We start from the raw sequence: 26,548 nt of genomic DNA on the forward strand, positions 1-26,548 counted from the left end.
CTCACAGCGCCGATGGTACTGCAGGGGGGACCCTGTGGGAGAGTAGGACGCCGCCGAACAAATTTTGAAGAAAACCCCCGTACCGGGAAACCGGTACGGGGGTTTTCTGCGTTCAGGACTGTTTCGTTCAGTACTCGGACGCGGAGGTCCTGGTGAAGGTGAAAGGGGGGCGGTCTCCTTGCGGAGTCCGCCCCCCTTTTTTTCTTGCTGTGCGGTTACTTCAGGCGGGACGACGCGACGATCGAGACGATGTGCGCGGGCACGAGCAGCCACACGATCGCGGTCACCGCGACGGTCGCGATACGCGTGGCGGTCAGGTCGCCGAGCGCCAGGTCGATGATCGCGGTGACGAGCAGCAGGATCGTGCACTCGATGCCGTTGACCAGGCGGTGGAGGCCCACGGCCGAGGTCAGCCGGCGGATCCGCGCGAGACCGCTGGAGCGCGGGACGACGGACTGGTCGGTGGCCTTCTGCATACCGCTGTCGGAGCGGGCCACGTGGACGAGGTCGGAGGACGACTTCAGGAGCAGGACGCCGATGGCCGCGGCAAGACCGGCCACCAGATAGGGGTCGAGGCCGAGTTGGGAGGCTCGGATGCCCATGCCCACCATGACGGCGGCGTCGGCGAGGTAGGCGCCGAGCCGGTCCAGGTAGACGCCGAGCGGGCTGAACTGGCGGCGCCAGCGGGCCACTTCGCCGTCGACACAGTCGAGCAGCAGGTACAGCTGCATGAAGAGGACGGAGAGCACGGCGCCGCCGAGGCCCGGCAGGATCAGGGCGACTCCGGAGAACACCCCCGCGAAGACCATGATCACGGTGATCTGGTTCGGCGAGATGCGCGTGTCGACGAGGTGGCGGGTCACGCGCAGGGAGAGAGACCTCATGTAGAGGCGGCCGGCCCAGTGTTCGGCCCTGCTGTCCAGTTTGCCCGTGGGGTGAATGACGGTGCGGAGTTCCTCTAGTTGGACTTTGGGCATGCGGCGTTCTCCCTGGCGAGCTGGCACTGGATCGATCGGCTGGCAATGTCGTACAGGGAAGAGCATGACGGGGGTTCGGGCGGCGTTGATCGGCAGGGTGGATATCAGGTGAGAGTTGTCGTACGCGCGTACTACGGTTTCTCCCATGACCCACGTGATCCGTTCCATACGACCCGACGAGTGGCTTCAGGTGAAGGAGCTCAGACTCGACGCCCTGCGGGACCCGGTCGCGCACCTGGCTTTCCTGGAGACCTACGAGGACGCGGTCGCCAAGTCCGATGCGTTTTGGCAGGACCGGACGGTCGGAGCGGCCGTCGGTGTCACGGAGCGGCAGCAGATCGTGGCCGTCGCCGACAACGGGGTGTGGGCCGGATCCGTGACCGTGCTGGTCGAAGAGGCCGGTGTGCGGGACCCGTTCGGGAAGGTGACCGAGCGGAGCCAGGGGCATCTGGTGGGGGTCTTCGTGCGGCCCGAGTACCGGGGGAGTGAGGCCGGGGTGACCCGTGCGCTCTTCGACGCCGCTCTCGCCTGGTCCTGGGGGATCGGGCTCGATCGTGTGCGGCTCTTCGTGCACGAGAAGAACAGCCGTGCCGAGGCGTTCTACCGGAAGGCGGGCTTCGTACCGACCGGAGAGACGGTGCCGATGCCGGGGGACACCGGGGAGTTGGAGCTCGAGTTCGTGATCGATCGGGGGTAGGGCCTGCCCGCTTGCGGGGCGGCGTCCTCCGCCGACCCGGGTGCGGTGGCCGACCGGGCGTCAGACCGGAAGCTCGTACTGCGGCCAGCGCGACCGGAGTTGTTCGCGGGAGCGGAGGAGGGCCAGGGTCGGCAGGCCGCGGGCCGGACCGGTGGTCAGGAGGTCCGGGAGCTGGGGGAGCGGGGCCACGGCCGCGACGTCGTCGAGGACGAGCGTGAGTGGTGGGTCGAGGCGACCGGAGGATGACCGTTCGGCCATGCGCCGGCCACGCTCGACCACGCTTGAGGCGAGGGCCGTCAGGAGCGGCATGGCGCCGGGGTTCGCCTTGGGGTCCTCGATGGGTTCGCCGACCACATAAAGCGTGCCCCCTTCGTTGACGAAGGAATCCAAGGCGAGGCTGTCATTTCGGTTCGGAGTGCAGGCCTCGCGGATATTGACCGTGCCGAAAGAGGCGAGGGCACGCGCCGTCAGTTCCTGCGCGATGTCCCGGCGTTCGGGGTGCGAGATGAGCGCGGCCTCCAGCTCGCCCGCGGCGCCGGACGCGGCCTTGGGGTTCGTCCGCAGGGCTCGTACGGCGTCCTGCACCTGTGAGCCCTGGGCCCAGCGGTGGACATGGCGGAAGGTCTTGCCCTCCACCGCGGCGGCGTGCAGATAGCTGCGCATGAGCGTTTCCGCGACATCGGCCATCGCCTGGTCCACCTTGGCGGTGGGGCGCACCGGGGCGAGGAGGGCCGCCGCCCTGGCCGCCGCCGTCTCCTTGTCCTCGCAGCCTGCCGCGGGGGACCAGTGGAGTCGTGCGGGGGTGTCGCAGAGGTGGGCGGGGTCGTAGAGGAGGACGGGGCCCAGTTTGGCGCGGGCGTCCTTGGTCTCCGACCAGGTGCGGGGGTCGGACGTGATGACGAGGGCCGGACCCTCGGCGTCGCGTACGGCCTCGGCCGCGGTGGGGTGGCGGGCTTCGGCGGGGGCCAGGACGACCGCGCGGGTGGACGTCCACGTCGGATTCGGCTGGGGTGCCATGGCGGGGCGGGGTGCCGTCGCTTCGAAGGAGGCGGTCTCCCGGCCACCCACACGTTCGCCCGCCTGCTCGTCCGCCCGTTCGCCTGTACGTTCGCCCGCATGGTCGCCGGCGAGCTCGCGCGCCCGCTGGTCCACTCGTTCGCCCTCGGCTGCCGTGAAGGCCGTCTCCAGGGGCTGCGCGGCCATCGGTTGCGCGGGCCTCGGCCGTACCGCCGTCGGCTGCTGCTCCGTCCTGGCCGGCGGCACCACCGGACCGGGCGCGTCCGCGGACGCGGTGGCCTCGGCCCGTCTTCGCGCCCGTCCCGCCCGCCACCGCGCCACGGTCCCCATCACGAACACCGCGAGGACCAGCAGCACCATCAACTGGCCGATGAACAGGCCCCAGAAGAGGCCGTAGCCGGACAGCTGGGCGGCGGGGGTGTCGGGCCAGGCGCCGGCGATGTCGTGCGGCGCGCCGATCAGGTGCCGCATGGCCAGCGGCGTACGGGTGAAGGTGATCGCTTCCGGCCAGGCGCCGCGGGAGAACCAGCCCGCGAGGCCCGTCGCCGTCCACACCATCAGCGTCATGCCGAGGAGGAAGCCCAGCACCCCGATCAGCAGGCCGTCGGGGATGCCGCCCGCTGCCTCGCGCCGGGGGTCGTGCCGGTCGTCCTGTCTCATCTCACGCCACCGTGGACTCGGAGGAGCCGTCGAGATCGCTGAGGTGCTGCTCCATGAAGGCAGCCGCCCGTTCCTCGGCCTCCAGTTCGGCGGCGCGCATCGCGTCGTCGGAGAGGAGGAGGTCGGCGGACGACTCCGTCATCGCCCGGTCGGTGAAGACCAGCGGGCGTTCGGTCTCGGTGATGAGGTGCTTGACCACCTGGACGTTGCCGTTGACGTCCCAGACCGCGATGCCCGGGGTCAGCGTCGGGATGATCTCGACCGCCCAGCGGGGCAGGCCGAGGACCCGGCCGGTGGACCGTGCCTCGTCCGCCTTCTGCGCGTAGATGGTCCTCGTCGACGCCATCTTCAGGATCGCGGCGGCTTCCTTGGCCGCCGCTCCGTCGACCACGTCCGACAGATGGTGGACCACCGCCACGAAGGACAGGCCGAGGCGCCGCCCGAACTTCAGCAGACGCTGGAACAGCTGCGCCACGAAGGGGCTGTTGATGATGTGCCACGCCTCCTCCACCAGGAAGATGCGCTTCTTGCGGTCGGGCCGGATCCAGGTGTGCTCCAACCACACACCCACGATCGCCATCAGGATCGGCATGGCGATCGAGTTCCGGTCGATGTGCGACAGGTCGAACACGGTGAGGGGGGCGTCCAGGTCGATGCCGACCGTCGTCGGGCCGTCGAACATGCCTCTCAGGTCACCGTCGACCAGCCGGTCCAGGACCAGTGCGACGTCCAGGCCCCATGCCCGTACGTCGTCTATGGCGACGTTCATCGCCTCGGCCGACTCCGGTTCGGGGTGGCGCAGTTGCTCCACGATGTCGGTGAGCACGGGCTGGCGCTCGACGATCGTCTCGTTGACGTAGGCGTGCGCGACCTTCAGGGCGAAGCCGGACCGCTCGTCGAGGCTGTGGCCCATCGCGACCTCGATGATCGTGCGCAGCAGTGCCAGCTGGCCCGTCGTCGTGATCGCGGGGTCGAGCGGGTTGAGGCGGATTCCCATGTCCAGGGCGGCCGTCGGGTCGAGCCGGATGGGAGTTATTCCCAGCTCCTGCGCGATGAGGTTCCATTCGCCGACGCCGTCCTCGCCCTGGGCGTCGAGGACGACGACCTGGCGGTCGCGGAAGCGCAACTGCCGCAGGACGTACGTCTTCTCCAGCGCCGACTTGCCGTTGCCGGACTCTCCGAGGACCAGCCAGTGCGGGGCCGGGAGCTGCTGCCCGTACAGCTGGAAGGGGTCGTAGATGTAGCCCTTTCCGGAGTACACCTCGCGGCCGATGATGACGCCCGAGTCGCCGAGGCCCGGGGCGGCGGTGGGCAGATAGACCGCCTGGGCCTGGCCCGTGGACGTACGGACGGGGAGGCGGGTCGTCTCGACCTTGCCGAAGAGGAAGGAGGTGAAGGCGTCCGTCGCGGCGGACAGCGGATCCCGCATCAGTGCATCAGCCCCTACCTGCGGATTCCGGTGGCGAACGGGAGGGTGTTGACGAAGGCCCGGTGGTGCTCGCGGTCGCACCACTCCAGCTTCAGGTACGACTTGCCGGCCGAGGCGCGGATGGTGCGCTTGTCGCGCGCGAGGGCCTCGGGGGAACGGGAGGACACGGTGATGTAGCCGACGAGGTTGACGCCCGCGGCGCCGCTCGCGAGGTCCTCGCCGCGCTGGTCGAGACGGTTGTGCGAGGCGACGTCGCGCGGGTCGACGGTCCGGTTCATCTTGGCGGCGCGGCTGGCCTCGGCCTCGTCGTTCGTCTTCTCGGTCAGCATGCGTTCGATGGCGATCTCGGTGGGTTCGAGGTCCATGGTCACGGCGACCGTGCGGATGACGTCGGGGGTGTGGACGAGGAGCGGGGCGAGGAAGTTGACGCCCACCGGGGTCATCGGCCACTCCTTCACCCAGGCCGTGGCGTGGCACCAGGGCGCGCGGGTGGAGGACTCGCGGGTCTTCGCCTGGAGGTACGTCGGCTCCATGGCGTCCAGCTCGGCCGGCCAGGCGTTGCGCTTGGTCATCGCCTGGATGTGGTCGATCGGGTGGTCGGGGTCGTACATCGAGTGCACGAGGGAGGCCAGCCGGCCCTGGCCGAGCGGCTGGCGTACGCGGATGTCGGCTTCCTGGAGCCGGGAGCAGATGTCGGTCAGCTCGCGCGCCATGACGACGGCGAGCCCGGCGTCCCGGTCGAGCTTCCGCCCGCCCTGCGGCCGCGCGGCCCGTGCCATCGCCTGTGCCTCGGCGGCCAGTTCGCGTGAGTAGTGCATGCAGGCGACGAGATAGGCCCGGTGCTGCTCACTGCTCGTGGACACCATGGACTGGAGCTGGTCGTAGGACTGCTGGAGCCATCCGGGAGCCCGCTCGTCCCCGCGTACGGAGACGTCCTTGGCGTGCGCGTCCGGGTCGGCGGGGAGGGTGCGGGCGAGCATCTGGAGGCGGGTGACGAAGCCGTCGCCGTTCGCCACGTGCTTGAGCAGTGTGCCGAAGCGGTCGACGAGGGCCTCCTGGTCCTCGCTGTCGCGCAGACCGACACCCGGCCCCTCGATCTCGATCGCGGCCGTCACGGTCCGCCGGTCGGCGTGCAGCAGCACGGCGATCTCGTCGGGGCCGAACGGGGCGGCGAGCCAGGAGATCCGCCCGATGCCGGGCGGCGGTCCGATCTCGACCTCTTTCCCGTCGACGCGGGTACCGGCCTCCATCACATGACTGCGGTACGCCGTTCCCCGGCGCAGGCTCCGCTTGTAGCTGCGGTTGATCTCGAACCACTTGTAGAACGTGCGGCGTTTGTAGGGGATGTACACCGCGGCCAGCGCGAGCAGCGGGAAGCCCATCAGCAGCACGATCCGCAGGGACAGGACCGGGACGAGCAGGCCGCACATCATGCCCAGGAACGCGCCCCCGATGATGAGCGCGATCTCGCCGGACTCGCGGTTCCGGCCGACGATCGCGTTCGGCCGGGCGCGGCCGATCAGATATGTACGGCGGGGCGTGACCGGATGGGACAAGTGGGACTCGGTCGTCAACGCCCTTCACCTCCCGTGCGGTTGGTACTGCTGTTGCGGGTGTTGCTCGCGTGCGGGGTGTTGACCGGGCTGGTACGCGGTGGGGGTGCGGCGGAGGGGACAGATCCGCCGCCTCCGTTCGGCGTACGACTGCTGTGCGCGGCCACACCGCCGGACGCGGGGTTGGCGGGGCGAGGCTGGCTGTTCCCGCCCCCGCCTCCTCCACCGTTGTTGTCGGCGCGCGTGCTGTGCGTCTTGATGCCCTGCGCGACCAGGGTGGCCGGCGAGCTGATCACGGCGGCGGCCTTGCCTTCGGCGCCCTGCATGATGCGGTTGTTGCGGGAGCCGGCGATCTCGTCGCCGAAGCCCGGTACGAAGCGGTAGATCATGGCGCTGGCGAAGATGGCGAGCAGGATGATGGCGAGCCCGGAGACGACGGCGGAGAACGCGTCGGGTCCGCTGTCGGAGCTGAGGGCTCCGGCGAGGCCGAGCACTATCACGATGACCGGTTTCACCAGGATCACCGCGATCATGATGCCCGCCCAGCGGCGGACGTGGCCCCACAGGTTCTTGTCGACGATGCCGGAGTAGACGACGGTGCCGAGGAGGGCGCCGACGTAGAGCAGGGCGGCCCGGATGACCAGCTCCAGCCAGAGGACTCCGGCGGCGAGGATCGAGACCAGGGAGACGACGATCAGCATGATGGGGCCGCCGCCGATGTCGTCGCCCTTGTTGAGCGCGCCGGAGAACGTCCCGAAGAACGCGTCCGTCTGATTGCCGGTCGTCTTGGCGAGCACCTCCGTCACGCCGTCGGTCGCCGACACGACGGTGTAGAGGATCAGCGGCGTGAACGCCGAGGCCAGCACCGTCAGCCAGAGGAAGCCGATCGCCTCGGAGAGAGCGGTGCTGAGGGGGACACCCCGCACGGCCCGCTTCGTCACGGCCAGCAGCCACAGCAGCAGGGTCAGGATCGAGGACGCCGCGAAGACGACGGCGTACTGCTGGAGGAACTTGGGGTTCGTGAAGTCGACGTTGGCGGTGTCGTTCACGGCGGCGGAGAGTTTGTCGACGGTCCAGGAGGCGGCGTCGGCACAGCCCTTGGCCAGGGAGGAGAGGGGGTCGAGCGTGGACCCGAGCCCGGGGCTGTCACTGAGACCTGATCGGCCGGAGCCCTTGTCGCCGCTCTCGCAGTAGTTCTTGGCGGGGCCGTGAATGAGACCGCAGGGGTCACTGCTCGCCGAGGGCGACGGAGTGGGCGCGGCGACGGCTCTCGTGGCCAGCAGCACCGCCGCGGCCTGTACGGCCCCGACGGCAGCGGTCAATTTGAGTACGCGGCGGTTAGCGGGCATACGTGAACCCTCCGTACTCCTCGACAGCCTTCGCGATGTCGTCGGCGCTGGAGGCCCGGTCATCGCCCGGTACGGGCGCGGGGCCGTCCTTCTGGGAGTGCGTGACGATCTTCCAGTCGCCGCCGGTCCACTCCAACTTCATGGTGATGGTGAACCAGCTGCTGGTGACCGGGTTGGTGGAGTTCTGGCCGGCGAGGCCGAGCAGGCCACCGCACCAGACCTCCACGGTCGCCTTGTCGTTCGAGGACTCGGTCGTCTTGGTGCCGATCGGGCTCGTACGCGAGACGAATGTGTAGCCCTGCGGAGCTGAGCCGTCCTCGTTCAGGCCCACGTTCTTGTTGAACTGCGGCGTGTACGCCTTGTCCAGCGTCGCCTCGAGGGCGGCCACCCGGGAAGGGGTGATCACGGTCGCGAGGATCTGGTCCCGGCTGGGCTTGTTGAACATGTCGGCCGAACCCAGCGCCACCGCGTAGTTCGCCGCTGCGCTCTGCGCGCCCTCGCCCGTGTGGGCGAAGCCCGAGGGGATGCCCGCGACCTTCGACTTCACCGGGTGCTCGCCGGAGGCCGTCGTGGGGGAGGTCTTCGCCTTGTCGCCGGCGCCGTCTCCCGAGGGGGACGTGCTGTCACCGCGGTTCGCGAAGGCGATCGCGGCGATGAGGAGGACCACCACGCCGACGACCGTGATCAGGCTCCGCGAGGAGGATCCGCGACCGCGCCGCGCGCCACCGTAGACGTCGCCCGGGCGGTCGGGGAGGCGGGTGCGGGTCTGGCCGGAGCCCCCGTACCCTCCGTCCTCGCCGCGCGAGGCGTCGCCGTACCCGGGTTCGTCACCGAGACTCATGCCGCGTACGCCCCCTCAACCTCTGGCTGAACCAAGTAGTACGACGGTAGCCGTGCTGGTTCCCGCGCGGGCGCGGTGTGGTGACTCGACATCAGGGAAACGCAACCTCAGCCGGTGGGCACGACGGACGGGTGGGTCGGAGGAGAGAGATTCCGGGCGCGCCCGGCCGGGGACTGGCGGTGCGCCGGGTGGGGGCGCGGCCCGGCCGGGCTACACGGCCATGCCGTACACGATGGTGAAGAGTGTGCCGAGGGATCCGATGATGAAGACTCCCGTGAGCCCGGCGATGATGAGGCCCTTGCCCTGTTCGGCGCTGAAGGTGTCGCGGAGGGCCGTCGCGCCGATGCGCTGTTTGGCCGCGCCCCAGATCGCGATGCCGAGGCAGAGCAGGATGGCGACCGCCATCACCACCTCGACCATCACCTTCGCTTCGTTGCCCAGGCTGCCGAAGGGGCCCCAGTCCGGGGCGATTCCACCGATGATTGTGTTGATGTCGCCCTTGTCGGCTGCGAAAAGCATGTAAGTCACCGCCCCTAGTGGGTAGTTCTGCACCCCCTGCCACTGCGCGCAGAGGTCGGGCCCATTCTCGCCGAAAATGACGCCGTCGCATGTCGACTTGACGTCATTGGTTGGCGGGATTCGTACGAATTCCTTGTCACCGGCGTACGCGGGACCCTCGCGGGAGGCGTACGGCGGTGTACGAAGAGTCGTATCGTCACTCTGTGTATCACGGCCGGTCACGCCGGGCAATGAAGCGGAAGCGAAACCTGGCGTGTGGTTCCGTCGTTGTGCCCTTCTACGGCTCGCGCGCGGGGCGAATTCGAACGGACACGGCCCCGCCGGACCGTTTCTGACGGTCCGTCGAGCCGGTGTTCCCCGGGTCGCCGCTTCTGCGTGAGGTGGACGCCGTACGTCGAACCGATGATCCGAAGGCTATCCCCCCGGCTGGTTGCCGCGGCCTGATATCTGCGGTGGCTTATATAAGTGATGGTTGATATCGTCGAGGGATGCACGCATTCGACGTACTCGGAGACCCTGTGCGCCGCAGGATTCTGGAGCTGCTCGCGGACGGCGAGATGAGCTCCGGGGCGGTGTGCGAGGTCATCAGGGAAGAGTTCGGGATATCGCAGCCCGCCGTCTCGCAGCATCTGAAGGTGCTGCGGGAGAACGGCTTCGCGACCGTACGGCCGGAGGGGGCCCGGCGGCTGTACGCGGTGGACTCGGAACCGCTGCGGGACATCGACGTGTGGCTGGACCGGTTCCGTCGTTTCTGGACGCCGCATCTGGACGCTCTGGGGACCGAGCTGGCGCGGGGGAAGCGGGAGCGTCGCCTGAGGGAGTCCGGCGACGGCAAGGGAACACCTCCGGAGGAGCAACCGTGATCGACGTGACCTACCAGATCAACGCCGTGCGCCGCACCGTCGGCACGCGCGAGTTCAAGGCGGGCGAGGCCCGTGTGGTGACGCTGAGCCAGACCTACGACGCGACGGTCGAGGACGTCTGGGACGCCTGCACCAGCGCCGAGCGCATCCCCCGCTGGTTCCTGCCCGTCTCCGGTGACCTCCGCCTCGGCGGGACCTATCAGCTGGAAGGCAACGCGGGCGGCACGATCGAGCGGTGCGAGCCGCCGGAGAGCTTCGCCGCGACCTGGGAGTACGGTGGCGAGGTCAGCTGGATCGAGGTGCGGGTGACCCCGGAGGGGGACCGCGCCCGTTTCGAGCTCGAACACATCGCCCACGTCGACGACGAACGCTGGGAGCAGTTCGGGCCCGGTGCGGTCGGCGTCGGCTGGGATCTCGGCCTGATGGGCATGGCCGGCCACCTCGGGTCCCCGGGCGGCTCCGTGGACCCGAAGGAGAGCATGGCCTGGCTGGCCTCCGACGAGGGCCTGCGCTTCATCACGCTGAGCAGCGAGAGCTGGTACGAGGCGAATGTCGCCGCAGGCGAGCCGGAATCCAGTGCCCGGGCCTCGGCGGACCGGACGACGGCGGCGTACACGGGGGCCGAATCGGCGTGAGGCCGCCCGCCCTCACCTCATGAGCGGCCCTCGGCGGGAGCCGGGGGCCGCTAGGGCCTGTCCGGCGGATCATGCCGGAGACGCGGGGCCTGGCACGCCCTCCCCCAAGCTCTTCGAGCAGGGGGGACCCCCAGCGGCGTTGTCGTCGGTTGCCGATGCTCCGCATCGACGCCCTCCTCCGCCTTGCAGTTGGACGCACCAGACCCCGCTCACGTGCGCTGATCAGGCGCCGCAGGTTTCCTCCGACTTGATCCGCCGGACAGGCCCTAGTCCTCCAGCCCCGCCACGAAGTGGTCGAACTCGCCCGCCTGGACGCCCAGGACGAACGCGTCCCACTTCCTGCGGGTGGTGGTGACGACGTTCTCCGGGTCGCCGGTCTCCCGGATGTAGACCAAGTCGTCCTCGCCGAAGGCGAGTTCGATCCAGGGGCCCGGACCCGTCGCGTCGTCCGGCGCGGCCCGCACCCAGTCGAGGTTCGGGGGGATGTCAGCCACGGTCCAGTTCCTTCTTGTCCTGCTTGAGGGTACGGAGGAGGGAGCGGAAGGCCGCGGGCGCGGCGGTGAGTATCGCTCCGCCGGGGTCGCCGGACTCGGTGAGGTGGATCGCGCCGGAGGCGCGCTCTCCGGCCACGTGTATGCAGGCCTCTCCCTCGCCGCAGCGCGAGGACTTCTGCCAGGTGGTGGTGGGCATCTCGGGTCCTTTCACAGGTCCTGGGCGATGGAGTGGAGGAACTCCCGCGACTCTCGGGGGCCAAGGGCGATGCCCGTCATGCGCTCCAGCAGTACGCGGTACTTGCCGAGCTGGGCTTCGGCGTCGAGCAGTACGGAGCCGTGGGACTGGTCGAGGTGCACCGTGTCGAGCTGGGGGACCGCTCCGTGGGCGTACAGGATCGACTGCCCGGACCCGGGGTAGGCGCCGGCGGCGAACGGGATGACCTGGACGACGATGTGCGGGTGCTCGCTCATGTCGAGGATGTGCCGGAGTTGCTTCCTCGTGACGGCCGGGCCGCCGAACTGCATGCGCAGGGCGGCTTCGTGGAGGACGGCCCGGTACGGCGTGGGGGAGTCCTTGAAGAGGACGGCCTGACGCTTGATCCGGAACGACAGCCGGTGTTCGACATCGGGGGGCGAGAGCTCCGGTACGACCTGGCGGAAGACCTCGCGGGCGTGATCGTGGATCTGGAGCAGGCCGGGGATGTGGGCGGTGATCCCGGCGGTCAGGCGTGTGGCGTGGTGCTCCATCTCGGCCAAGTCGATCAGCCCGCCCGGCAGGATCTCGCGGTACTCCTCCCACCAGCCGCGTGCGCGTCCGGCCGTCATGTCGCTGAGCGCTTGGACCAGGGCTCTGTCCGAGCAGTCGTAGTGACAGGCGAGTGTGTGGACGCGCTCGGCGCTCACGCCAACCCGTCCGGCTTCCATGTTGCTGACCTGGGCCTGCTTGATGCCCATGAGTTGACCGGCCTCGGTCGAGGTCAGGCCCGCGCGCTCGCGGAGTTTGCGCAGCTCCGTGCCGAAACGGAGCTGGCGACCCGTCGGGTTCGTCCTCACGGGCTCGCTGCCTCCTTGCTGGTACTGGTCACCCACACGGGTGGTAGTAAAGCCGATTCCCGCTATCCGGTGAACGCGTTTACCGGTCGCGGCTACCTTATTGCTCGGGTCCCCCGCCCAGAAGCACCCCGCTCGACGGAGCGGCCGGGTCACTGGGCAACGTAGCGGCACGACACCACCCAACTCCCCTCCGTGATCGGAGACTTCCATGGCCACCGTATCCCCGCCCTGGTCCTACACCCTCCAACTCCCGCACGATCCCCGGGCCCCGGGCATCGCCCGTGTCACCCTCCGTGCCGTGCTCGCCGCCCACGGGCTCACCGAACTCACGCCCACGGCCGAGTTGTTGGCCTCCGAACTCCTGACCAATGCCCATCTGCACGCACCCGGCCCGTACGCCCTCCGCGTCCTCTCGGCGGAACCCGACCGGCTGCGGGTCGCCGTGTGGGACTCGGACCCGACCGTCCCGCCCGGATTCCGGCAGGGCGCCACCGGCGGCCCGCCCCCGCAGGACGCCGAGCACGGCCGGGGGCTGCACCTCGTACGGGCCTGCGCCGACGCGTGGGGGGTGTCCGTGCTGCGCGAGCTGGGGGCGTCGCGGGGCGGGAAGCTGCTGTGGGCGGAGTGCCGCGGTGCCGGGCGGCCCCAGGGCTGAACCGGAGCGTGGTGGCCTCGGGGGAACGGGAGGGCGGGAGTGGCCGGGCGGGGCGAGCCTTCACAGGTGATACTCGGACTGGTCGAAGGGTTTTTCTCACCCGCTCGGGGCAAGGTGAGAGGCGATGAACCGCACCCGCATCACCCGTTCCCCCGGCGCCCGGCGGCCCGTGCTGCTCGGTGCGGCGGTCGTCCTGATGGCCGTGACGTCCGCGTCCGTGGCGGCGGCCGGCGACGGCCCAGGACCGTTCGGCGTGACTGTCCAGGCCGCCGAGAACGGCCGGACCGCCCGCGTGGGCGCCCTGTTCCACGGGAGCGCCGCGAGCGGCGGCAACGGCGGGCACTTCTGCACCGCCTCCGTCGTGCACAGCGCGGGGCGGGACCTCGTCGTCACCGCGGCCCACTGTCTGGACGGCGGAGGGGAAATCTCCTTCGCGCCCGGGTACCGGGGCGGCAGCGCGCCGTACGGGTTCTGGGACGTCCAAGGGGTCTTCCTCCCCGAGGGGTGGACGGACGGCAAGGACGGCAAGGACGGCCAGGGGAGCAAGGTTGAGGACAGCGACGTCGCCTTCGCCGTCCTCGGCACCCGCGACGGCAAGGAGGTCGAGGACGCCGTCGGAGGCGGCAACGCCTTCGCCGCGCACCAGGCCACCGGGGCCACTGCCGTCACCGTCACCGGATACCCCAGCTCCCTCGACACCCCCGTCACCTGCACCGACAAGCCCACCGCGCACAGCCGCACGCAGCAGCGCATCGAGTGCCCCGCCTTCGCCGGCGGGACCAGCGGCAGTCCCTGGGTGAACGGGGACGGCGCCGTCGTCGGCGTCATCGGCGGCCACGAGCAGGGCGGGGACACCGACGACATCTCGTACAGCGCCGTGTTCGGGTCCGAGGCCGCGAACCTCTACCGCGAGGCCGGCCGGGCCGGTTAGGGCCTGTCCGGCGGAACACCCGCCCGTCCTTGTGCGCGATCGCCCTCGCGCGCGGAGGCCGCCTCTACACTGACGTCGGCGGACTCCTGTGCGGTGAGGGGCGGTTGACGGTGCGTAAGGCATGGATCGCGGCGACCCTTGCCATCGGAGCGGCGCTCAGCTTCGTGATGCTGCTCGTCGTCGGCGTCTACATGGTGGCCGGGAACCTCGCCAACGGGATCGGCGGCGGTTCGGTCGGACTCGCCAAGGGCGCCGTACCCGCCGTGTACCAGCCGCTCGTTCAGAAGTGGGGCAATCTCTGCGGCGCGATCAATCCCGCGCTGCTCGCCGCCCAGCTGTATCAGGAGAGCGGATTCAATCCGAACGCCAAGAGTCCGGCGAAAGCGGAAGGGATAGCGCAATTCATTCCGGGGACCTGGGCCACGCACGGAGTCGACGGCGACGGTGACGGCGACCGCGACGTATGGGACCCGAATGACGCGATTCCGTCGGCCGCTTCGTACGACTGCCAGCTCGCCTCCTATGTGAAGGACGCGCCGGGAAACGTCACCGAGAACATGCTCGCCGCCTACAACGCGGGCGCGTACGCGGTCATCAAGTACGGGGGCGTGCCGCCGTACAAGGAGACCCAGAACTATGTGAAGACGATCACCACGCTGTCGAAGAGTTTCGCCGCGCCGGTGACCCGCGTGGACCCCTCGAAGCAGGCCGCGGCGGCCATCACATACGCGCAGAAGAAGCTCGGCACCCCCTATCTGTGGGGCGGCAACGGAACCGCCGACCAGGGCGGACGCTTCGACTGCTCGGGACTCACCAAAGCCTCGTACGAGAGTGTCGGGGTCACCCTGCCGCGCGTCGCCAACGACCAGTACAACGCGGGGCCGCACCCCAAGCGGGAGGAGTTGCTGCCCGGGGATCTGGTCTTCTTCTCGGACGACCTCACCAACTCCCGGGCCATCCGGCACGTGGGCATCTATGTGGGCGGCGGCTACATGATCGACGCCCCCAGGCCGGGTGCCGTCATCCGCTTCGACCCCGTCGACACCCCCGACTACTTCGGGGCAACCCGGGTGACGGAGGATGGCGCGAAAGCATTGCCCACTTCGGTATGAGTCCACCCCCTGATCTGCGGCGATGCATCTCTCTTCGATAACGTCTGCGTGATCATTCCGTGGAGGGTGGAACGTAGTGGAGCGGAGTGTGCGTTCCTCTTGACGTAGAGAACTGATCTACAACCACGGGGGTGGATCGAGCGGCGCACGAAAGGGTGCGTCCGCGGGAAAGACGACGAAGGGGCCGCAGCGCCATGGCTGGACTCGCCGCATCCGGTTCGAACCCCGACGTCGAGCTGCTGTACGACATCAATGGCCTGGCCAAGGACGCGCCGCACTGGTTCGACCGGATCATGGGGTTCGTCGGCGAGTGGGGACTGCTGCTCGCGATGGTCCTGCTGGTCGTGTGGTGCTGGTGGACCGTGCGGCGGCGGGGCGGTGCCGACGCGGCGTCGTCCGTGGCCGGACTCGTCTGGGCACCGCTCGCGGCCGGTATCGCGCTTCTCGTGAACGTTCCGATACGGGGTTTCGTGGAGCGCCCGCGCCCCTTCGCCGACCACCAGGGCCTCGACGTCCTCGTGAGCGGCAAGACCGACTTCTCGTTCGTCAGCGACCACGCGACGCTCACCATGGCGATGGGCGTCGGACTCTTCGTCGCCAACCGGAAGTTCGGACTCGCGGGGATAGGGCTCGCGCTGCTCGAAGGGTTCTGCCGGGTCTACATGGGTGTGCACTACCCGACGGACGTCATCGGCGGCTTCGCGCTCGGCACGGCCGTCGTCCTGCTGCTGTCGCCGCTCGCCATGGCACTGCTGACCCCGGTCATGAAGGCCGTGGAGACGGCTCCGCGCGCCGGCCGGCTGATCCGCGCGCGGGCCGCCGCACCCGCCGGGCAGGAGACCCTGATCCCGGGGGCGCGCGCCGAGCAGTCCGAGGAACGGGACCTGGCCGCGTAGCGCCTGCGGCTACAGCGCCTGCGGGAACGAGAAGAAGCGGTTCGGGTCGTACTGGTGCTTCAGGGCCGTGAGCCGGGTGGCCGCGTCGCCGTAGTATGCCTTGCGCCAGTCGGTCAGTGTCGCGTCCGTGTAGTTCTGGTAGGCCGCGCCCGAGGCGTGCCGGGCCATCGCGTTGTGGGCGCCGGTCAGCCAGGACTGGGCGGTGGTGCCGGAGGTGCCCGCCCGCCACGAGACGATGTACTGGGCCAGCATGCGCGAACGCCGGTGCACGAACGCCGTGGACGTGGGCGCGACCCGGTTGACGGCGCCACCGAGCGCGGTGAGCGCGATGCTGCCCGCGCCGCCGCGAACCCCGGAGATCTGGCTCAGGAGCGTCTGGATGCCGGCCGCCGAGATCGAGCGGTCGAAGAAGTCCGAGCGGGCCGCGTACGTCTCGCGGCCGAGGGCGCCCTGCGGACTGCGGCCCGGCGTCGAGCCCGGCAGATGGCACTGGGCGTCCGCCGCGAAGGAGGAGCAGCCCGCGTACAGCTCCATCGACTCCTCGTACGAGCGCCTCTTGAGGGTGACGCTGCGCGCGGGGGAGCCGATCCGGTCGGCCAGCCGGTCCACGGCGTTCTGGAGTTCGCCGTAGGTGCCGAGGGAGAAGGCGGCTATGGACACGGTGGGCGTGCCGCCGGCCGCGTTGGACAGGTGACAGGACGACCAGATCTCGTCCGGCTGGCTCGGACCCCACTCCTGCCAGGCCTTCACCACGGCGGCGGCCTTGGCCCACGGCCAGGTCATGTACGCCGAGACGGCCTGCGGTGCCGGGTGGGTCTTGAAGCGGAGCTCGGTGACGACCCCGAAGTTGCCGTTGCCGGCGCCGCGCAGGGCCCAGAACAGGTCCTTGTTCTCGGTGGCGTTGGCGGTGAGCTGCTTGCCGTCGGCGGTGATCAGCGTCGCCTGCGTGAGGCTGTCGCAGGTCAGTCCGTACGCCCGGGACACCACGCCGTGGCCGCCGCCCAGGGTCAGGCCGGAGACGCCCACGGTGGGACAGGAACCCGCGGGGATGGTGACGCCCTTCGCCGCCAGGGCGCGGTAGACGTCGATCAGCTTGGAACCCGCGCCGACGACCGCTTCGTTCACCGATGCCCGGATCTTGTTCAGCTTGGACACGTCGATGACCAGGCGGCCGTTGCCTGAGGACCAACCGGCGTACGAGTGGCCGCCGTTGCGGATCGACACCTTCACACCGTGGGCGTGGGCGTAGTCCATGGTGGTGCGGATGTCGTCGGCATGCGCGACATAGGCGACGGCGGCGGGCGTCAGGTTGTCGAAGCGCGTGTTGTACAGCTGGTGGGCGGCCGGCCAGCTGCGGTCGCCGGGGCGGATGAGGGCGCCGTCGAGCTGATGGGACAGCGCGGCCCAGTTGGCGGCCGCGCGGCTGCTCGCGGTCGCCGTACGTACGCCGGTGTTCTCGGCGCTGGTGCTCTCGGTCGGCCCGGACGCTTTGGCGTCGCCGCTGTCACTGCCGTTGCACGCGGACGTCGCCGCCGCCGCGAGGACGGCGGTGGCTCCGCCGATGAACGAACGCCGTTGCATGTGCGCCTCCCGTGGGTTCCGTGGAACGAGACGGGCCCCCGGGCCCGGGGGTTCCACGTCCGTATGTCGCAGAACCGCTACAGCACCCCGCATCCCAGCACGCGCGCTCAGGACCGGGCGCGGCGGGGTGGGGTTGCGGGGATGGCCGCGGGGGTGACGTGGGGAAGGGGGAGACGGGAGGCGGGACTGTGGCTGGACCTAGGCGGTCAGGCTCAGGGTGTGGATCGTTCCGTCGGTGCGGGCCTGGCTTCTGGCGCGGCGGGCCGGGCCCTGCCAGCCGCAGGTGCAGCGGGCCAGGCAGAAGGGGCCATTTTCGACCGTGGTCGTCCGGTGCTCGGTGGCCGGGGGCGTCTCGTCCAGATGCTCCACACCGACAACGTTACCCAAGGCAAGTGAACGGACACCTCCCGCGTGACGGGCGCCCCTACCCGTCGTTAACCGGAACGACAGGAAGGCCCGGGACGGACCGGCTGGGGGTCGGCGGACGATGGTGGCGCAGCAGCAGGGGCGGGCGGTCGTGGTCGCGCTCGTCGCGGCGGGGCTCATGGTCTGTGGCACCGCGTGTTCGGGCGGCGGGCCAGCCGCCGAGGACGTCCGCACCGGCGCCGGCACCGTCAAGACGCTGCGTCAGGCGGCTGCCGCGCTGGAGCGCGCGGGCAGCGCGAAGGCCACCACGTCGATGGAGATGGCCACCGGCGGGACCCGGGTCACCATCCGCGGGCAGGGCGTGTACGACTTCAGGAAGCAGACGGGGCGGCTGAAGGTGATGCTGCCGCAGGACCCCGCGGGGACGGCCGAGCACCGGCCGATCACCGAACTCCTCGCCCCGGGCGCTCTGTTCATGAAGAACCGGGGCGCCGGAGTGCCCGCCGACAAATGGGTCCGCGTGGCGACGGCCGGTCTCACGGACGGGAACCTGGTCACGGGCGGTGCCACCGACCCGTACGCCGCGGCCGAACTGCTGCGGGGCGCGCGGACGGTGACCTATGTGGGGAAGACCGAGGTCGCCGGGACCCCGGTACGGCACTATCGCGGGACCGCCGACCTCGGCGCCGCCGCGCGGGTCGCCTCGAAGGGGCAGCGGTCGGCGCTGACGGCGGCGGCGAAAGGGTTCGCCACCACCGAGGTGCCGTTCGACGCCTACCTCGACGACCAGGGGAGACTGCGCAAGGTCAGGCACCGGTTCAGCTTCGTCAACGGGCAGCAGAAGGGCACCGTCGCGGTCGCCTCGACGATCCTGCTGTACGACTTCGGCAGCCCCGCCGACGTACGGCTGCCGGCTGACGCGGACATTTTCGCCGGGAAGATCGCGGAGTAGTGGGTTCCGGAGGAATGGGCAAGAGCATCCGGAGCCGTAGCTTCACAGGAGGGCCGGAAATGGCCCTTCCGTGCCATGCGCGGTGTGTAGGCCGCTCCCTACTCTAGGAAGTCGGTGACGGCAGGAAGAGGTGACGCACGTGGCTCCGGTCGGTGGTACGGCAGTTCAGGACCACGTGGCACTCGCCGAGATCGAGCTGTGCGGAGAGCTGATCATCGCGGCCTCGGCCGCCCACGAGGACCGGCTCAGCCTGGAGAGCATCGACGAGGTGCTGAATGTGGCCGAAGAACGTGCCCATCGGCGAGGTGCGGAGGACTAGTCCGTCCCGCGCGCCGTACCCGTCGCGCACGTCGCACACATCACATACGTCCCGCACGTCGCATGCGTCACATATGTCGCCACACATGCGTCGCCATGCGCACCGCCTTGCCCGCTGTCTTGTACGTCGTCGCGTACGTCGTCAGGTACGGAGCAGGCGGCCGATCGCCTTCGTCGCTTCCTCGACCTTCGCGTCGACCTCGTCGCCGCCCTTGAGGGCCGCGTCCGCGACGCAGTGGCGCAGGTGCTCCTCCAGGAGCTGGAGGGCGAAGGACTGGAGGGCCTTGGTGGAGGCGGACACCTGGGTGAGTATGTCGATGCAGTAGACATCCTCGTCGACCATCCGCTGGAGGCCGCGGATCTGCCCCTCGATGCGGCGCAGCCGCTTCAGGTGCTCGTCCTTCTGCTGGTGGTAGCCGTGGATACCGCGGTCGTGGTCGGTCACGATCTCCTGCGCGTCGCCGGAGGGCGTCGCTGCGCCGGCCTCGGTGGTCGTCATCGCGTCCTCCTGCTGGGTTCGATCGTGATCATGTCTGAAACGCCCCATACATATACCCCTAGTGGGTATATGGTATCGAACTTTGCTGGGTATAGGGCCCTTGCCCGACGCCGGTACCGGACCCTGTGTTGATCACTGTGCCCGATGGGCGACACTGGGGGACGGCCCATTAGCCGTGGCCGGATGATGCGCCTAGCATCAGCCTGACCGAACCGAAGCACCCCGAGGACCCCAACGTGCGCTTTCGTCTGACCCCCAGGGAGACGAGCTTCTACGACATGTTCTCCGCGTCCGCGGACAACATCGTCACGGGCTCGAAACTCCTGATGGAACTGCTCGGGGCAGACGCCTCGTCCCGGGCCGAGATCGCAGAGCGTATGAGGGCCGCGGAACACGCCGGTGACGACGCGACACACGCGATCTTCCACCAGCTGAACTCCTCCTTCATCACGCCCTTCGACCGCGAGGACATCTACAAACTCGCCTCCTCCCTCGACGACATCATGGACTTCATGGAGGAGGCCGTCGACCTGGTCGTCCTCTACAACGTCGAGGAACTGCCCAAGGGCGTCGAGCAGCAGATCGAGGTGCTGGCACGGGCCGCGGAGCTCACCGCTGAAGCCATGCCCAACCTGCGGACCATGGACAACCTCACCGAGTACTGGATCGAGGTCAACCGTCTGGAGAACCAGGCCGACCAGATCCACCGCAAGCTGCTGGCGCACCTCTTCAACGGCAAGTACGACGCCATCGAGGTGCTGAAGCTCAAGCAGATCGTGGATGTGCTGGAGGAAGCGGCCGACGCGTTCGAGCACGTGGCGAACACGGTGGAGACCATCGCCGTCAAGGAGTCCTGACCGGTTCATGGACACCTTCGCTTTGATCGTGACCATTGCGGTCGCGCTCGGATTCACGTACACGAACGGCTTCCACGACTCGGCGAACGCCATCGCCACCTCCGTGTCCACGCGCGCCCTGACGCCGCGGGCCGCGCTCGCCATGGCCGCGGTGATGAACCTCGCCGGCGCGTTTTTTGGCAGCGGGGTCGCCAACACCGTCAGCGAGGGGCTGATCCAGACGCCCGAGGGCTCGACGGGGATGGCCGTCCTCTTCGCGGCGCTCACCGGCGCGATCGCCTGGAACCTGATCACCTGGTACTTCGGTCTGCCGTCCTCGTCCTCGCACGCCCTGTTCGGCGGCATGGTCGGCGCGGCACTGGCCGGTGGCACGACGGTCTACTGGAACGGCCTGCTCGACAAGGTCATCATCCCGATGTTCCTCTCGCCGATCGTCGGTCTGCTCGTCGGCTATCTCGTGATGACCGCGATCATGTGGATGTTCCGGCGGTCCAACCCGCACAAGACCAAGCGCGGTTTCCGTATAGCCCAGACGGTGTCCGCGGCCGGCATGGCGCTCGGGCACGGTCTTCAGGACGCCCAGAAGACGATGGGCGTCGTGGTGATGGCGCTGGTCATCGCCGACGTCCAGGGGCCGGGCGACCCGATCCCGGTCTGGGTGAAGATCGTCTGCGCGACGATGCTGTCGCTGGGGACGTACGCGGGTGGCTGGCGCATCATGCGGACGCTCGGGCGGAAGATCATCGAGCTCGATCCGCCGCAGGGCTTCGCGGCCGAGACGACCGGTGCGTCGATCATGTTCACCACGGCCTACCTCTTCAAGGCGCCGATCTCCACGACCCATGTCATCACCTCGGCGATCATGGGTGTCGGGGCGACGAAGCGGGTGAACGCCGTGCGGTGGGGTGTCGCCAAGAACATCGTCCTCGGCTGGTTCATCACCATGCCGGCCGCCGCGCTCGTGGCGGCGGCCTGTTTCTGGGTCGTGAACCTGGCGTTCCTGTAGGAGCGGGATCGTTCCTGCGGCGCCCGGTTGTTCAGGGGCCGGTCCTTCAAGGACCGGCCCCTTGGCGTTGCCGCCCGCCCCTCCCGACCTCCGGGGGCTGCGTCCCCAGGCCCCCCTTCGGCCTGAACGGCCTTGTCCTCAAACGCCGGACGGGCTGAAAGCTCAAGCGGCGGACGGGGTGCAAACCTTTGGGGGAACGCGAACGGGCCCGCCCCCGGGAGCCAGGGGCGGGCCCTTCTCGTCCTCGCGGTGGCACCGCCATGCAGCACCGCGAGGGATCTTTCCGGAGGCGGTCCGGTCAGCCGAAGCGACCGGAGATGTAGTCCTCCGTGGCCTGGACGGACGGGTTGGAGAAGATCCGCTCCGTGTCGTCTATCTCGATGAGGCGGCCGGGCTGGCCGACCGCGGAGAGGTTGAAGAACGCGGTGCGGTCGGAGACGCGGGCGGCCTGCTGCATGTTGTGCGTCACGATGACGATCGTGAAGCGCTCCTTCAGCTCACCGATCAGGTCCTCGATGGCGAGGGTGGAGATCGGGTCCAGGGCCGAGCAGGGCTCGTCCATGAGGAGGACCTGCGGCTCCACCGCGATCGCCCGCGCGATGCACAGACGCTGCTGCTGACCACCGGACAGGCCGGAACCCGGCTTGTTCAGGCGGTCCTTGACCTCGTTCCAGAGGTTCGCGCCCTTGAGGGACTTCTCGACGATGTCGCTGAGCTCGGCCTTCTTGTAGGAGCCGTTCAGCTTGAGGCCCGCCGCCACGTTGTCGAAGATCGACATCGTGGGGAAGGGATTGGGGCGCTGGAAGACCATGCCGATGGTGCGGCGCACCGCGACGGGGTCGATCCCGGTCCCGTACAGGTCCTCGTCGTCGAGGAGAACCTTGCCCTCTACACGCCCACCGGGGGTGACCTCGTGCATGCGGTTCAGGGTGCGCAGGAAGGTCGACTTGCCGCAGCCGGAGGGGCCGATGAAGGCCGTCACGGAGCGGGGCTCGACCGTCATGGAGATGTCTTCGATCGCCTTGTGGGCGCTGTAGTAGGCGGTGAGACCGCTTACGTCGATTCGCTTGGCCATGTCAATCACTGCTTCTTTCGCAAAGGATCGGGTCGCTGATCGGCCGCGTCAGCGGCCCGTCTTGGGGGCCTTCCAGCGGGCAATGGCCCGCGCCCCCATGTTGAGAATCATGACGAAGGCGATGAGCGCCAGTGCCGCAGCCCAGGCCCGGTCGGAGCCCGCGTCGGTTCCGGAGGCGTACTGCTGGTAGATGTACAGCGGCAGCGAAGCCTGCGGGCCGTCGAACGGGTTGTTGTTGATGTAGTTCGTACCCCACACCAACAGCAGCACGGGAGCGGTCTCACCGGTGATACGCGCGACAGCGAGCATCACGCCCGTGGTGATGCCGCCGATGGACGTCGGCAGAACCACCTTGATGATGGTGCGCCACTTCGGGATACCGAGCGCGAGGGAGGCCTCGCGCAGCTCGTTCGGTACGAGCTTGAGCATCTCCTCGGTGGAGCGGACCACCACGGGCATCATCAGGATCGACAGGGCGAGCGCGCCGGCGAAGCCGGAGTAGCCCATGTCGAGAATCAGGATCCAGAAGCTGAGGATGAACAGACCGGCGACGATCGAGGGGATGCCCGTCATGACGTCGACGAAGAAGGTGACGGCCCTGGCGAGCTTGCCGCTGCCGTACTCGACGAGGTAGATCGCGGTGAGCACACCGATCGGTACCGCGATCACCGAGGCGATGGCGACCTGCTCCAGCGTGCCCAGGAGCGCGTGGTAGATGCCACCACCGGACTCCGTGGCGGTGACCACACCCATCGAGTGGGTCAGGAAGTAGACGTCGAAGGCCTTCGCGCCGCGCTTGATGGTCTCCCAGATCAGGGAGGCCAGCGGGATGACGGCGACGATGAAGCAGACCCAGACGAGGCTGGTCGCGACGCGGTCCTTGGCCTGACGGCGGCCCTCGACGCGCGCGGCGATGACGTACGTACCGAGGACGAACAGGATCGCGGCGATCAGGCCCCACTGGACCTTGCTGTCCAGGCCGGCGCCGAGGCCGATGCCCACGGCGACCGCGAGGGCTCCCGCGGCGATGCCCCAGGGCGACCACGAGGGGAGCGAGCCGCCGCGCAGCGTGCTGGCGTGCTTCCGGGTGACGGGTGCGTTGCTCATGCGTTGGCCCCCGAGTACTCCTTGCGGCGGTTGATGATGATGCGCGCCGCGCCGTTGACCAGCAGAGTGATGACGAACAGGACGAGACCCGAGGCGATCAGGGCGTCCTGGCCGAACACGGTGGCCTCGTTGAACTTGCTCGCGATGTTCTGCGCGAACGTGCCGCCGCCCGGGTCGAGCAGGCTGGCCTGGATGTCGAAGCTGGGGGAGAGCACGGTGGCGACGGCCATCGTCTCGCCGAGCGCGCGGCCGAGGCCGAGCATCGAGGCGGAGATCACGCCGGAGCGGCCGAAGGGCAGCACCGACATGCGGATGACCTCCCAGCGCGTGGCGCCGAGGGCCAGCGCGGCCTCCTGGTGCATCTGCGGCGCCTGGCGGAAGACCTCACGGCTCACGTTGGTGATGATCGGAAGGATCATGATCGCGAGCAGGATGCCGACGGTGAGCATCGAGCGGGGTGCCCCGCCCTCCCACGAGAAGATGCCGGTCCAGCCGAAGTAGTGGTCGAGCCAGCCGAACAGGCCGGTCATGTGCGGCACGAGGATGATCGCGCCCCAGAGGCCGTACACGATCGACGGGACGGCGGCGAGCAGGTCGATCACGTACGCGACGGGTCCGCCGAGCTTGCGCGGAGCGTAGTGCGTGATGAACAGCGCGATGCCGACGGCGATCGGGACGGCGAGGGCCATGGCGATCATCGCGGAGACCACCGTGCCGAAGGCCAGCACCGCGATACCGAAGACCGGCGGCTGGAAGTTGGCGTTCCACTCGAAGGTGGTGAGGAAGTTGCCCTCGTCCTTGCTGATCGCGATCGCGGCCCGGTAGGTGAGGAAGACCGCGATGGCGGCCATGATCACCAGGAGGAGGATGCCAGAACCGCGGGAGAGCGCGAGGAAGACGCGGTCGCCCGGACGGGTGGCACCCCGGGCGGCGCGCTTCTGCGCGGCGGGCGGTGGGGTGGGGGGAGGTGCTTCAGTGTTCCGTGTCGATATGTCCATCATGAGTCTCCGGTCTGCGGAGCCGGATCGAGTGACGGCTCCAGGCGGCGGTGCACCGGACGGTGCGGCCCGCCTCGGCGAGGCGGGCCGCACACTCGGGTCAGCTCAGGTTCGCGAGGGTGGAACGAACCTTGGTGATGATCTCGGCGGGGATCGGGGCGTACTGGGCGGCGGTCAGCTGCTTCTGGCCGTCCTCGGACGCGATGTAGGTGAGGAAGGACTTGGTGGCGGCCAGGGTGTCGGCCTTGTTGCCCTTCTCGCAGACGATCTCGTAGGTGACCAGCGTGAGCGGGTAGGCGCCCTCGGCGGTCGGCTTGTAGTTCAGCTCCAGGGCCAGGTCGTTGCCGACGCCGGCGACCTTGGCGGTGGAGATGGCCTTGGTGGCGTTCTCGACGGTGGCCTTGACCGGGGTGGCGGCGTCCGTCTTCAGGTCGACGGTCTTGATGCCGTCAGCGGCGTAGGAGAGCTCGAAGTACGAGATCGCGCCCGAGGTCTGCTTGACCTGCTGCGCGAGGCCGGAGGAGCCCTGAGCGGACTGGCCGCCCTGCGCCTGCCACGCCTTGCCGCCGGAGTACTTCCAGTCGGACGGGGCGACGGCCTTCAGGTACTTGGTGAAGTTGTCCGTGGTGCCGGACTCGTCCGAGCGGTGGAACGCCTGGATCTTGGTGCTGGGGAGCTTCGCGTCGGGGTTCAGGGCCGCGATCGCCTTGTCGTCCCACGTCTTGATCTTGCCATCGAAGATCTTGGCGATCGTGGAGGCGTCCAGGACGAGGTTGTCGACACCGTCGACGTTGTAGCCGAGCGCGATGGGGCCACCGACCATGGGCAGGTCGACCGCCGGGTTGCCGCCACACACCTTCTTGGCGGCGGTGACCTCTTCGGGCTTGAGGGCCGAGTCCGAACCGGCGAACGCGGTCTGACCCTGGGTGAACGCCGTGACACCGGCGCCCGAGCCCGTCGGGTTGTAGTTGATCTGAACGTCCTTGCAGGCGGCCGTGTAGGCCTTCACCCAGGCGTCGATCGCGTTCTTCTGCGCGGAGGAGCCGGAGGCCTGCAGCTGACCCTTGGCGTCGTCACACTTGATGGCGCTGTTGTTACTGGCCGAGGCCGAACTGCTGCCACCGCTGGTGTTGCCGGTGTCGTCAGAGCCGCACGCCGTGAGGGCCAGGGCGCCGGAGACGGCGAGAGCACCGAGGGTGAGGGCACGCCGGTTCATGCGCTGAAGCTTCACTTCGGGAGTTCCTTCCAGGAGCCGCCGTCTGGTGGCGGCGTGCGATGTCTGTGTAATGCGGTCCGTGACGATGCGGAGGGTTCGCCCTGAGGCGTCCTTCGCACCGTGTAAGGCCGAAATTAAGCAGATCAGGTGAAGGCGTCGAAGGCCGTAAGTGAACGGGGGGTGAACCCCTGACGGCGGTGCGGTGAGGTCACGGAACGCTTACGTCGAGGACACGGCTGTGTCCCGGCGAAGGGGGCCAATGAGGAAACTCTAAGTAATCGAACGGGTGCGTACGCGTTCCACGGGCCCCATGTTCCCGTCATCCCTCATTCGCCTCACTTTTCCCATGAGCACCAGCGAAGGGAGCGCTCGCTACGGTGAGTGCGCGCCGGCCGCGCGCTCCACCGCGTCGTCCCGCACGGAGTGGGGCACCGCTTCGGTCGCCGGAGCGGTGCCCTCGTACCCAGGGGAACACGTCAGGCGAGGTGCAGCGCGTCCAGGAGCGCGTCCACCAGGTCGCGGTCGCGGAGCTGGGTGAGGCGGTGGCGGGCGGCGGTGGGGGAGAGCCACAGGACGCGGTCGACCTCGTCGTTCGGGGTGAAATGACCGTCGTCCGCCTCGGCCGCCCAGTAGCGGACCTCCTTGGGGCGGCCGCCGACGAGGTAGTGGACGGTGGGGAGGACGGAGCCGGGGAGAGCGCCGTAGCCCGTCTCCTCCTCGACCTCGCGGAGCGCGCCGGAGAGCGAGTCCTCGCCGCGTTTCAGCTTGCCCTTCGGATGCGACCAGTCGTCGTACTTGGGCCGGTGGACGAGGCAGATCTCCAGCGCGGAGTCGACCGGAGAGCGGCGCCACAGGACGCAGCCCGCCGCTCGGATGGTGTCGTCGGCCATGG

The 26,548-nt window shown here is 69.1% G+C and carries 29 protein-coding genes; 11 read left to right on the forward strand and 18 right to left on the reverse strand.

The annotated features are described in order from the left end of the window. Positions 1-215: 215 nt before the first annotated feature. Entirely contained in the window at positions 216-977 is a 762-nt protein-coding gene (locus ABZX90_RS32440; protein WP_355210864.1) for a CDP-alcohol phosphatidyltransferase family protein, read from the reverse strand. Between the two features lie 145 nt (positions 978-1,122). On the opposite strand from ABZX90_RS32440, the gene ABZX90_RS32445 reads away from it, so the two are divergent. Next, on the forward strand, positions 1,123-1,674 hold the full coding sequence (locus ABZX90_RS32445) for a GNAT family N-acetyltransferase (RefSeq protein ID WP_351135111.1): 552 nt from the start codon (positions 1,123-1,125) through the stop codon (positions 1,672-1,674). Between the two features lie 60 nt (positions 1,675-1,734). Here the strand turns inward: ABZX90_RS32445 and ABZX90_RS32450 are convergent, their stop codons facing one another. From ABZX90_RS32450 to ABZX90_RS32475, 6 genes are all read right to left on the reverse strand, one after another. Further along, a complete protein-coding gene (locus tag ABZX90_RS32450) occupies positions 1,735-3,351 on the reverse strand; it encodes a type VI secretion protein (protein WP_355210867.1) in 1,617 nt (538 codons plus the stop codon). A 1-nt stretch (position 3,352) separates the two neighbouring features. Continuing rightward, positions 3,353-4,780, reverse strand: a complete 1,428-nt coding sequence (locus ABZX90_RS32455; protein WP_351135115.1) for an ATP-binding protein — start codon at positions 4,778-4,780, stop codon at positions 3,353-3,355. 14 nt (positions 4,781-4,794) lie between these two features. After that, positions 4,795-6,354, reverse strand: coding sequence for an SCO6880 family protein (locus ABZX90_RS32460; RefSeq protein ID WP_351135117.1), 1,560 nt, complete (start codon positions 6,352-6,354; stop codon positions 4,795-4,797). Next, positions 6,351-7,682: a hypothetical protein gene (locus ABZX90_RS32465; RefSeq protein ID WP_355210871.1), complete on the reverse strand. Its 1,332-nt coding sequence runs from the start codon at positions 7,680-7,682 to the stop codon at positions 6,351-6,353. The genes ABZX90_RS32460 and ABZX90_RS32465 overlap by 4 nt, the downstream gene beginning before the upstream one ends. Beyond that, a complete protein-coding gene (locus ABZX90_RS32470) occupies positions 7,672-8,523 on the reverse strand; it encodes a hypothetical protein (RefSeq protein ID WP_355210874.1) in 852 nt (283 codons plus the stop codon). Before ABZX90_RS32470 ends, ABZX90_RS32465 begins: the two co-directional genes overlap by 11 nt. A gap of 210 nt (positions 8,524-8,733) precedes the next feature. After that, positions 8,734-9,042, reverse strand: coding sequence for a hypothetical protein (locus tag ABZX90_RS32475; protein WP_037622434.1), 309 nt, complete (start codon positions 9,040-9,042; stop codon positions 8,734-8,736). A gap of 488 nt (positions 9,043-9,530) precedes the next feature. On the opposite strand from ABZX90_RS32475, the gene ABZX90_RS32480 reads away from it, so the two are divergent. Further along, complete coding sequence (locus ABZX90_RS32480; protein WP_351135123.1) at positions 9,531-9,905, forward strand: metalloregulator ArsR/SmtB family transcription factor; 375 nt, start codon at positions 9,531-9,533, stop codon at positions 9,903-9,905. Beyond that, positions 9,902-10,540, forward strand: a complete 639-nt coding sequence (locus ABZX90_RS32485; RefSeq protein WP_355210878.1) for an SRPBCC family protein — start codon at positions 9,902-9,904, stop codon at positions 10,538-10,540. Before ABZX90_RS32480 ends, ABZX90_RS32485 begins: the two co-directional genes overlap by 4 nt. A 266-nt stretch (positions 10,541-10,806) precedes the next feature. Here ABZX90_RS32485 and ABZX90_RS32490 read toward each other — a convergent pair whose 3' ends face one another. Genes ABZX90_RS32490 through ABZX90_RS32500 form a run of 3 tightly spaced genes read right to left on the reverse strand, consistent with a single transcriptional unit; the run spans position 10,807 to position 12,087 of the window. Continuing rightward, a complete protein-coding gene (locus ABZX90_RS32490) occupies positions 10,807-11,034 on the reverse strand; it encodes a DUF397 domain-containing protein (RefSeq protein WP_355210881.1) in 228 nt (75 codons plus the stop codon). Next, entirely contained in the window at positions 11,027-11,230 is a 204-nt protein-coding gene (locus tag ABZX90_RS32495) for a DUF397 domain-containing protein (RefSeq protein WP_355210884.1), read from the reverse strand. The genes ABZX90_RS32490 and ABZX90_RS32495 overlap by 8 nt, the downstream gene beginning before the upstream one ends. Before the next feature lie 11 nt (positions 11,231-11,241). Then, positions 11,242-12,087, reverse strand: coding sequence for a helix-turn-helix transcriptional regulator (locus ABZX90_RS32500; protein ID WP_355210887.1), 846 nt, complete (start codon positions 12,085-12,087; stop codon positions 11,242-11,244). 208 nt (positions 12,088-12,295) lie between these two features. On the opposite strand from ABZX90_RS32500, the gene ABZX90_RS32505 reads away from it, so the two are divergent. The 4 genes from ABZX90_RS32505 (at position 12,296) to ABZX90_RS32520 (ending at position 15,681) form a co-directional block, all read left to right on the forward strand. Further along, entirely contained in the window at positions 12,296-12,742 is a 447-nt protein-coding gene (locus ABZX90_RS32505) for an ATP-binding protein (protein WP_351131564.1), read from the forward strand. Positions 12,743-12,866: 124 nt separating this feature from the next. Next, positions 12,867-13,673, forward strand: a complete 807-nt coding sequence (locus tag ABZX90_RS32510; protein WP_355210891.1) for a trypsin-like peptidase domain-containing protein — start codon at positions 12,867-12,869, stop codon at positions 13,671-13,673. 104 nt (positions 13,674-13,777) lie between these two features. Further along, positions 13,778-14,785 carry a bifunctional lytic transglycosylase/C40 family peptidase gene (locus ABZX90_RS32515; RefSeq protein WP_351131567.1) on the forward strand — a complete coding sequence of 336 codons (1,008 nt, stop codon included), beginning with the start codon at positions 13,778-13,780 and terminating at the stop codon, positions 14,783-14,785. Between the two features lie 194 nt (positions 14,786-14,979). Further along, positions 14,980-15,681 (forward strand): phosphatase PAP2 family protein, encoded by a 702-nt coding sequence (locus ABZX90_RS32520; protein WP_351131568.1) that lies wholly within the window; start codon positions 14,980-14,982, stop codon positions 15,679-15,681. Between the two features lie 9 nt (positions 15,682-15,690). Here the strand turns inward: ABZX90_RS32520 and ABZX90_RS32525 are convergent, their stop codons facing one another. Then, positions 15,691-17,262, reverse strand: coding sequence for an FAD-binding oxidoreductase (locus tag ABZX90_RS32525; RefSeq protein WP_355210896.1), 1,572 nt, complete (start codon positions 17,260-17,262; stop codon positions 15,691-15,693). Between the two features lie 198 nt (positions 17,263-17,460). Continuing rightward, on the reverse strand, positions 17,461-17,631 hold the full coding sequence (locus ABZX90_RS32530; protein ID WP_351131572.1) for a hypothetical protein: 171 nt from the start codon (positions 17,629-17,631) through the stop codon (positions 17,461-17,463). Between the two features lie 118 nt (positions 17,632-17,749). On the opposite strand from ABZX90_RS32530, the gene ABZX90_RS32535 reads away from it, so the two are divergent. Continuing rightward, a complete protein-coding gene (locus ABZX90_RS32535) occupies positions 17,750-18,580 on the forward strand; it encodes a hypothetical protein (RefSeq protein WP_351131573.1) in 831 nt (276 codons plus the stop codon). 130 nt (positions 18,581-18,710) lie between these two features. Next, positions 18,711-18,899: a hypothetical protein gene (locus tag ABZX90_RS32540; protein ID WP_351131574.1), complete on the forward strand. Its 189-nt coding sequence runs from the start codon at positions 18,711-18,713 to the stop codon at positions 18,897-18,899. Between the two features lie 141 nt (positions 18,900-19,040). Here the strand turns inward: ABZX90_RS32540 and ABZX90_RS32545 are convergent, their stop codons facing one another. Next, a complete protein-coding gene (locus ABZX90_RS32545; protein ID WP_351131576.1) occupies positions 19,041-19,397 on the reverse strand; it encodes a metal-sensitive transcriptional regulator in 357 nt (118 codons plus the stop codon). A gap of 236 nt (positions 19,398-19,633) precedes the next feature. Here ABZX90_RS32545 and ABZX90_RS32550 point away from each other — a divergent pair, with 236 nt between their 5' ends. Then, the gene (locus ABZX90_RS32550) at positions 19,634-20,254 is read left to right on the forward strand and encodes a DUF47 family protein (protein ID WP_351131577.1); all 621 of its coding nucleotides are present in this window, start codon (positions 19,634-19,636) and stop codon (positions 20,252-20,254) included. A 7-nt stretch (positions 20,255-20,261) separates the two neighbouring features. Next, positions 20,262-21,260, forward strand: coding sequence for an inorganic phosphate transporter (locus ABZX90_RS32555; protein ID WP_355210901.1), 999 nt, complete (start codon positions 20,262-20,264; stop codon positions 21,258-21,260). A gap of 298 nt (positions 21,261-21,558) precedes the next feature. Here the strand turns inward: ABZX90_RS32555 and pstB are convergent, their stop codons facing one another. From pstB to ABZX90_RS32580, 5 genes are all read right to left on the reverse strand, one after another. Next, entirely contained in the window at positions 21,559-22,335 is a 777-nt protein-coding gene (pstB, locus tag ABZX90_RS32560) for a phosphate ABC transporter ATP-binding protein PstB (protein WP_351131580.1), read from the reverse strand. A 48-nt stretch (positions 22,336-22,383) separates the two neighbouring features. Then, the gene (gene pstA / locus ABZX90_RS32565) at positions 22,384-23,442 is read right to left on the reverse strand and encodes a phosphate ABC transporter permease PstA (protein ID WP_351131581.1); all 1,059 of its coding nucleotides are present in this window, start codon (positions 23,440-23,442) and stop codon (positions 22,384-22,386) included. After that, entirely contained in the window at positions 23,439-24,440 is a 1,002-nt protein-coding gene (gene pstC / locus ABZX90_RS32570) for a phosphate ABC transporter permease subunit PstC (protein ID WP_355211047.1), read from the reverse strand. The genes pstA and pstC overlap by 4 nt, the downstream gene beginning before the upstream one ends. A 100-nt stretch (positions 24,441-24,540) precedes the next feature. After that, the gene (gene pstS, locus ABZX90_RS32575) at positions 24,541-25,671 is read right to left on the reverse strand and encodes a phosphate ABC transporter substrate-binding protein PstS (protein ID WP_351131582.1); all 1,131 of its coding nucleotides are present in this window, start codon (positions 25,669-25,671) and stop codon (positions 24,541-24,543) included. 461 nt (positions 25,672-26,132) lie between these two features. Then, on the reverse strand, positions 26,133-26,546 hold the full coding sequence (locus ABZX90_RS32580; protein WP_351131584.1) for an NUDIX hydrolase: 414 nt from the start codon (positions 26,544-26,546) through the stop codon (positions 26,133-26,135). Between the last annotated feature and the right edge of the window lie 2 nt (positions 26,547-26,548).

The sequence above is a fragment of the Streptomyces sp. NPDC002935 genome, assembly GCF_040611295.1.
Taxonomy (GTDB): Bacteria; Actinomycetota; Actinomycetes; order Streptomycetales; family Streptomycetaceae; genus Streptomyces.

Bases quoted from the DNA above. Each gene is read 5' to 3' on its own strand.
- ABZX90_RS32440 (WP_355210864.1), bottom strand. From the start codon at position 977: ATGCCCAAAGTCCAACTAGAGGAACTCCGCACCGTCATTCACCCCACG.
- ABZX90_RS32445 (WP_351135111.1), top strand. From the start codon at position 1,123: ATGACCCACGTGATCCGTTCCATACGACCCGACGAGTGGCTTCAGGTG.
- ABZX90_RS32450 (WP_355210867.1), bottom strand. From the start codon at position 3,351: ATGAGACAGGACGACCGGCACGACCCCCGGCGCGAGGCAGCGGGCGGC.
- ABZX90_RS32455 (WP_351135115.1), bottom strand. From the start codon at position 4,780: ATGCGGGATCCGCTGTCCGCCGCGACGGACGCCTTCACCTCCTTCCTC.
- ABZX90_RS32465 (WP_355210871.1), bottom strand. From the start codon at position 7,682: ATGCCCGCTAACCGCCGCGTACTCAAATTGACCGCTGCCGTCGGGGCC.
- ABZX90_RS32470 (WP_355210874.1), bottom strand. From the start codon at position 8,523: ATGAGTCTCGGTGACGAACCCGGGTACGGCGACGCCTCGCGCGGCGAG.
- ABZX90_RS32475 (WP_037622434.1), bottom strand. From the start codon at position 9,042: ATGCTTTTCGCAGCCGACAAGGGCGACATCAACACAATCATCGGTGGA.
- ABZX90_RS32480 (WP_351135123.1), top strand. From the start codon at position 9,531: ATGCACGCATTCGACGTACTCGGAGACCCTGTGCGCCGCAGGATTCTG.
- ABZX90_RS32495 (WP_355210884.1), bottom strand. From the start codon at position 11,230: ATGCCCACCACCACCTGGCAGAAGTCCTCGCGCTGCGGCGAGGGAGAG.
- ABZX90_RS32505 (WP_351131564.1), top strand. From the start codon at position 12,296: ATGGCCACCGTATCCCCGCCCTGGTCCTACACCCTCCAACTCCCGCAC.
- ABZX90_RS32510 (WP_355210891.1), top strand. From the start codon at position 12,867: ATGAACCGCACCCGCATCACCCGTTCCCCCGGCGCCCGGCGGCCCGTG.
- ABZX90_RS32520 (WP_351131568.1), top strand. From the start codon at position 14,980: ATGGCTGGACTCGCCGCATCCGGTTCGAACCCCGACGTCGAGCTGCTG.
- ABZX90_RS32525 (WP_355210896.1), bottom strand. From the start codon at position 17,262: ATGCAACGGCGTTCGTTCATCGGCGGAGCCACCGCCGTCCTCGCGGCG.
- ABZX90_RS32535 (WP_351131573.1), top strand. From the start codon at position 17,750: ATGGTGGCGCAGCAGCAGGGGCGGGCGGTCGTGGTCGCGCTCGTCGCG.
- ABZX90_RS32545 (WP_351131576.1), bottom strand. From the start codon at position 19,397: ATGACGACCACCGAGGCCGGCGCAGCGACGCCCTCCGGCGACGCGCAG.
- ABZX90_RS32555 (WP_355210901.1), top strand. From the start codon at position 20,262: ATGGACACCTTCGCTTTGATCGTGACCATTGCGGTCGCGCTCGGATTC.
- pstB (WP_351131580.1), bottom strand. From the start codon at position 22,335: ATGGCCAAGCGAATCGACGTAAGCGGTCTCACCGCCTACTACAGCGCC.
- pstA (WP_351131581.1), bottom strand. From the start codon at position 23,442: ATGAGCAACGCACCCGTCACCCGGAAGCACGCCAGCACGCTGCGCGGC.
- pstC (WP_355211047.1), bottom strand. From the start codon at position 24,440: ATGGACATATCGACACGGAACACTGAAGCACCTCCCCCCACCCCACCG.
- ABZX90_RS32580 (WP_351131584.1), bottom strand. From the start codon at position 26,546: ATGGCCGACGACACCATCCGAGCGGCGGGCTGCGTCCTGTGGCGCCGC.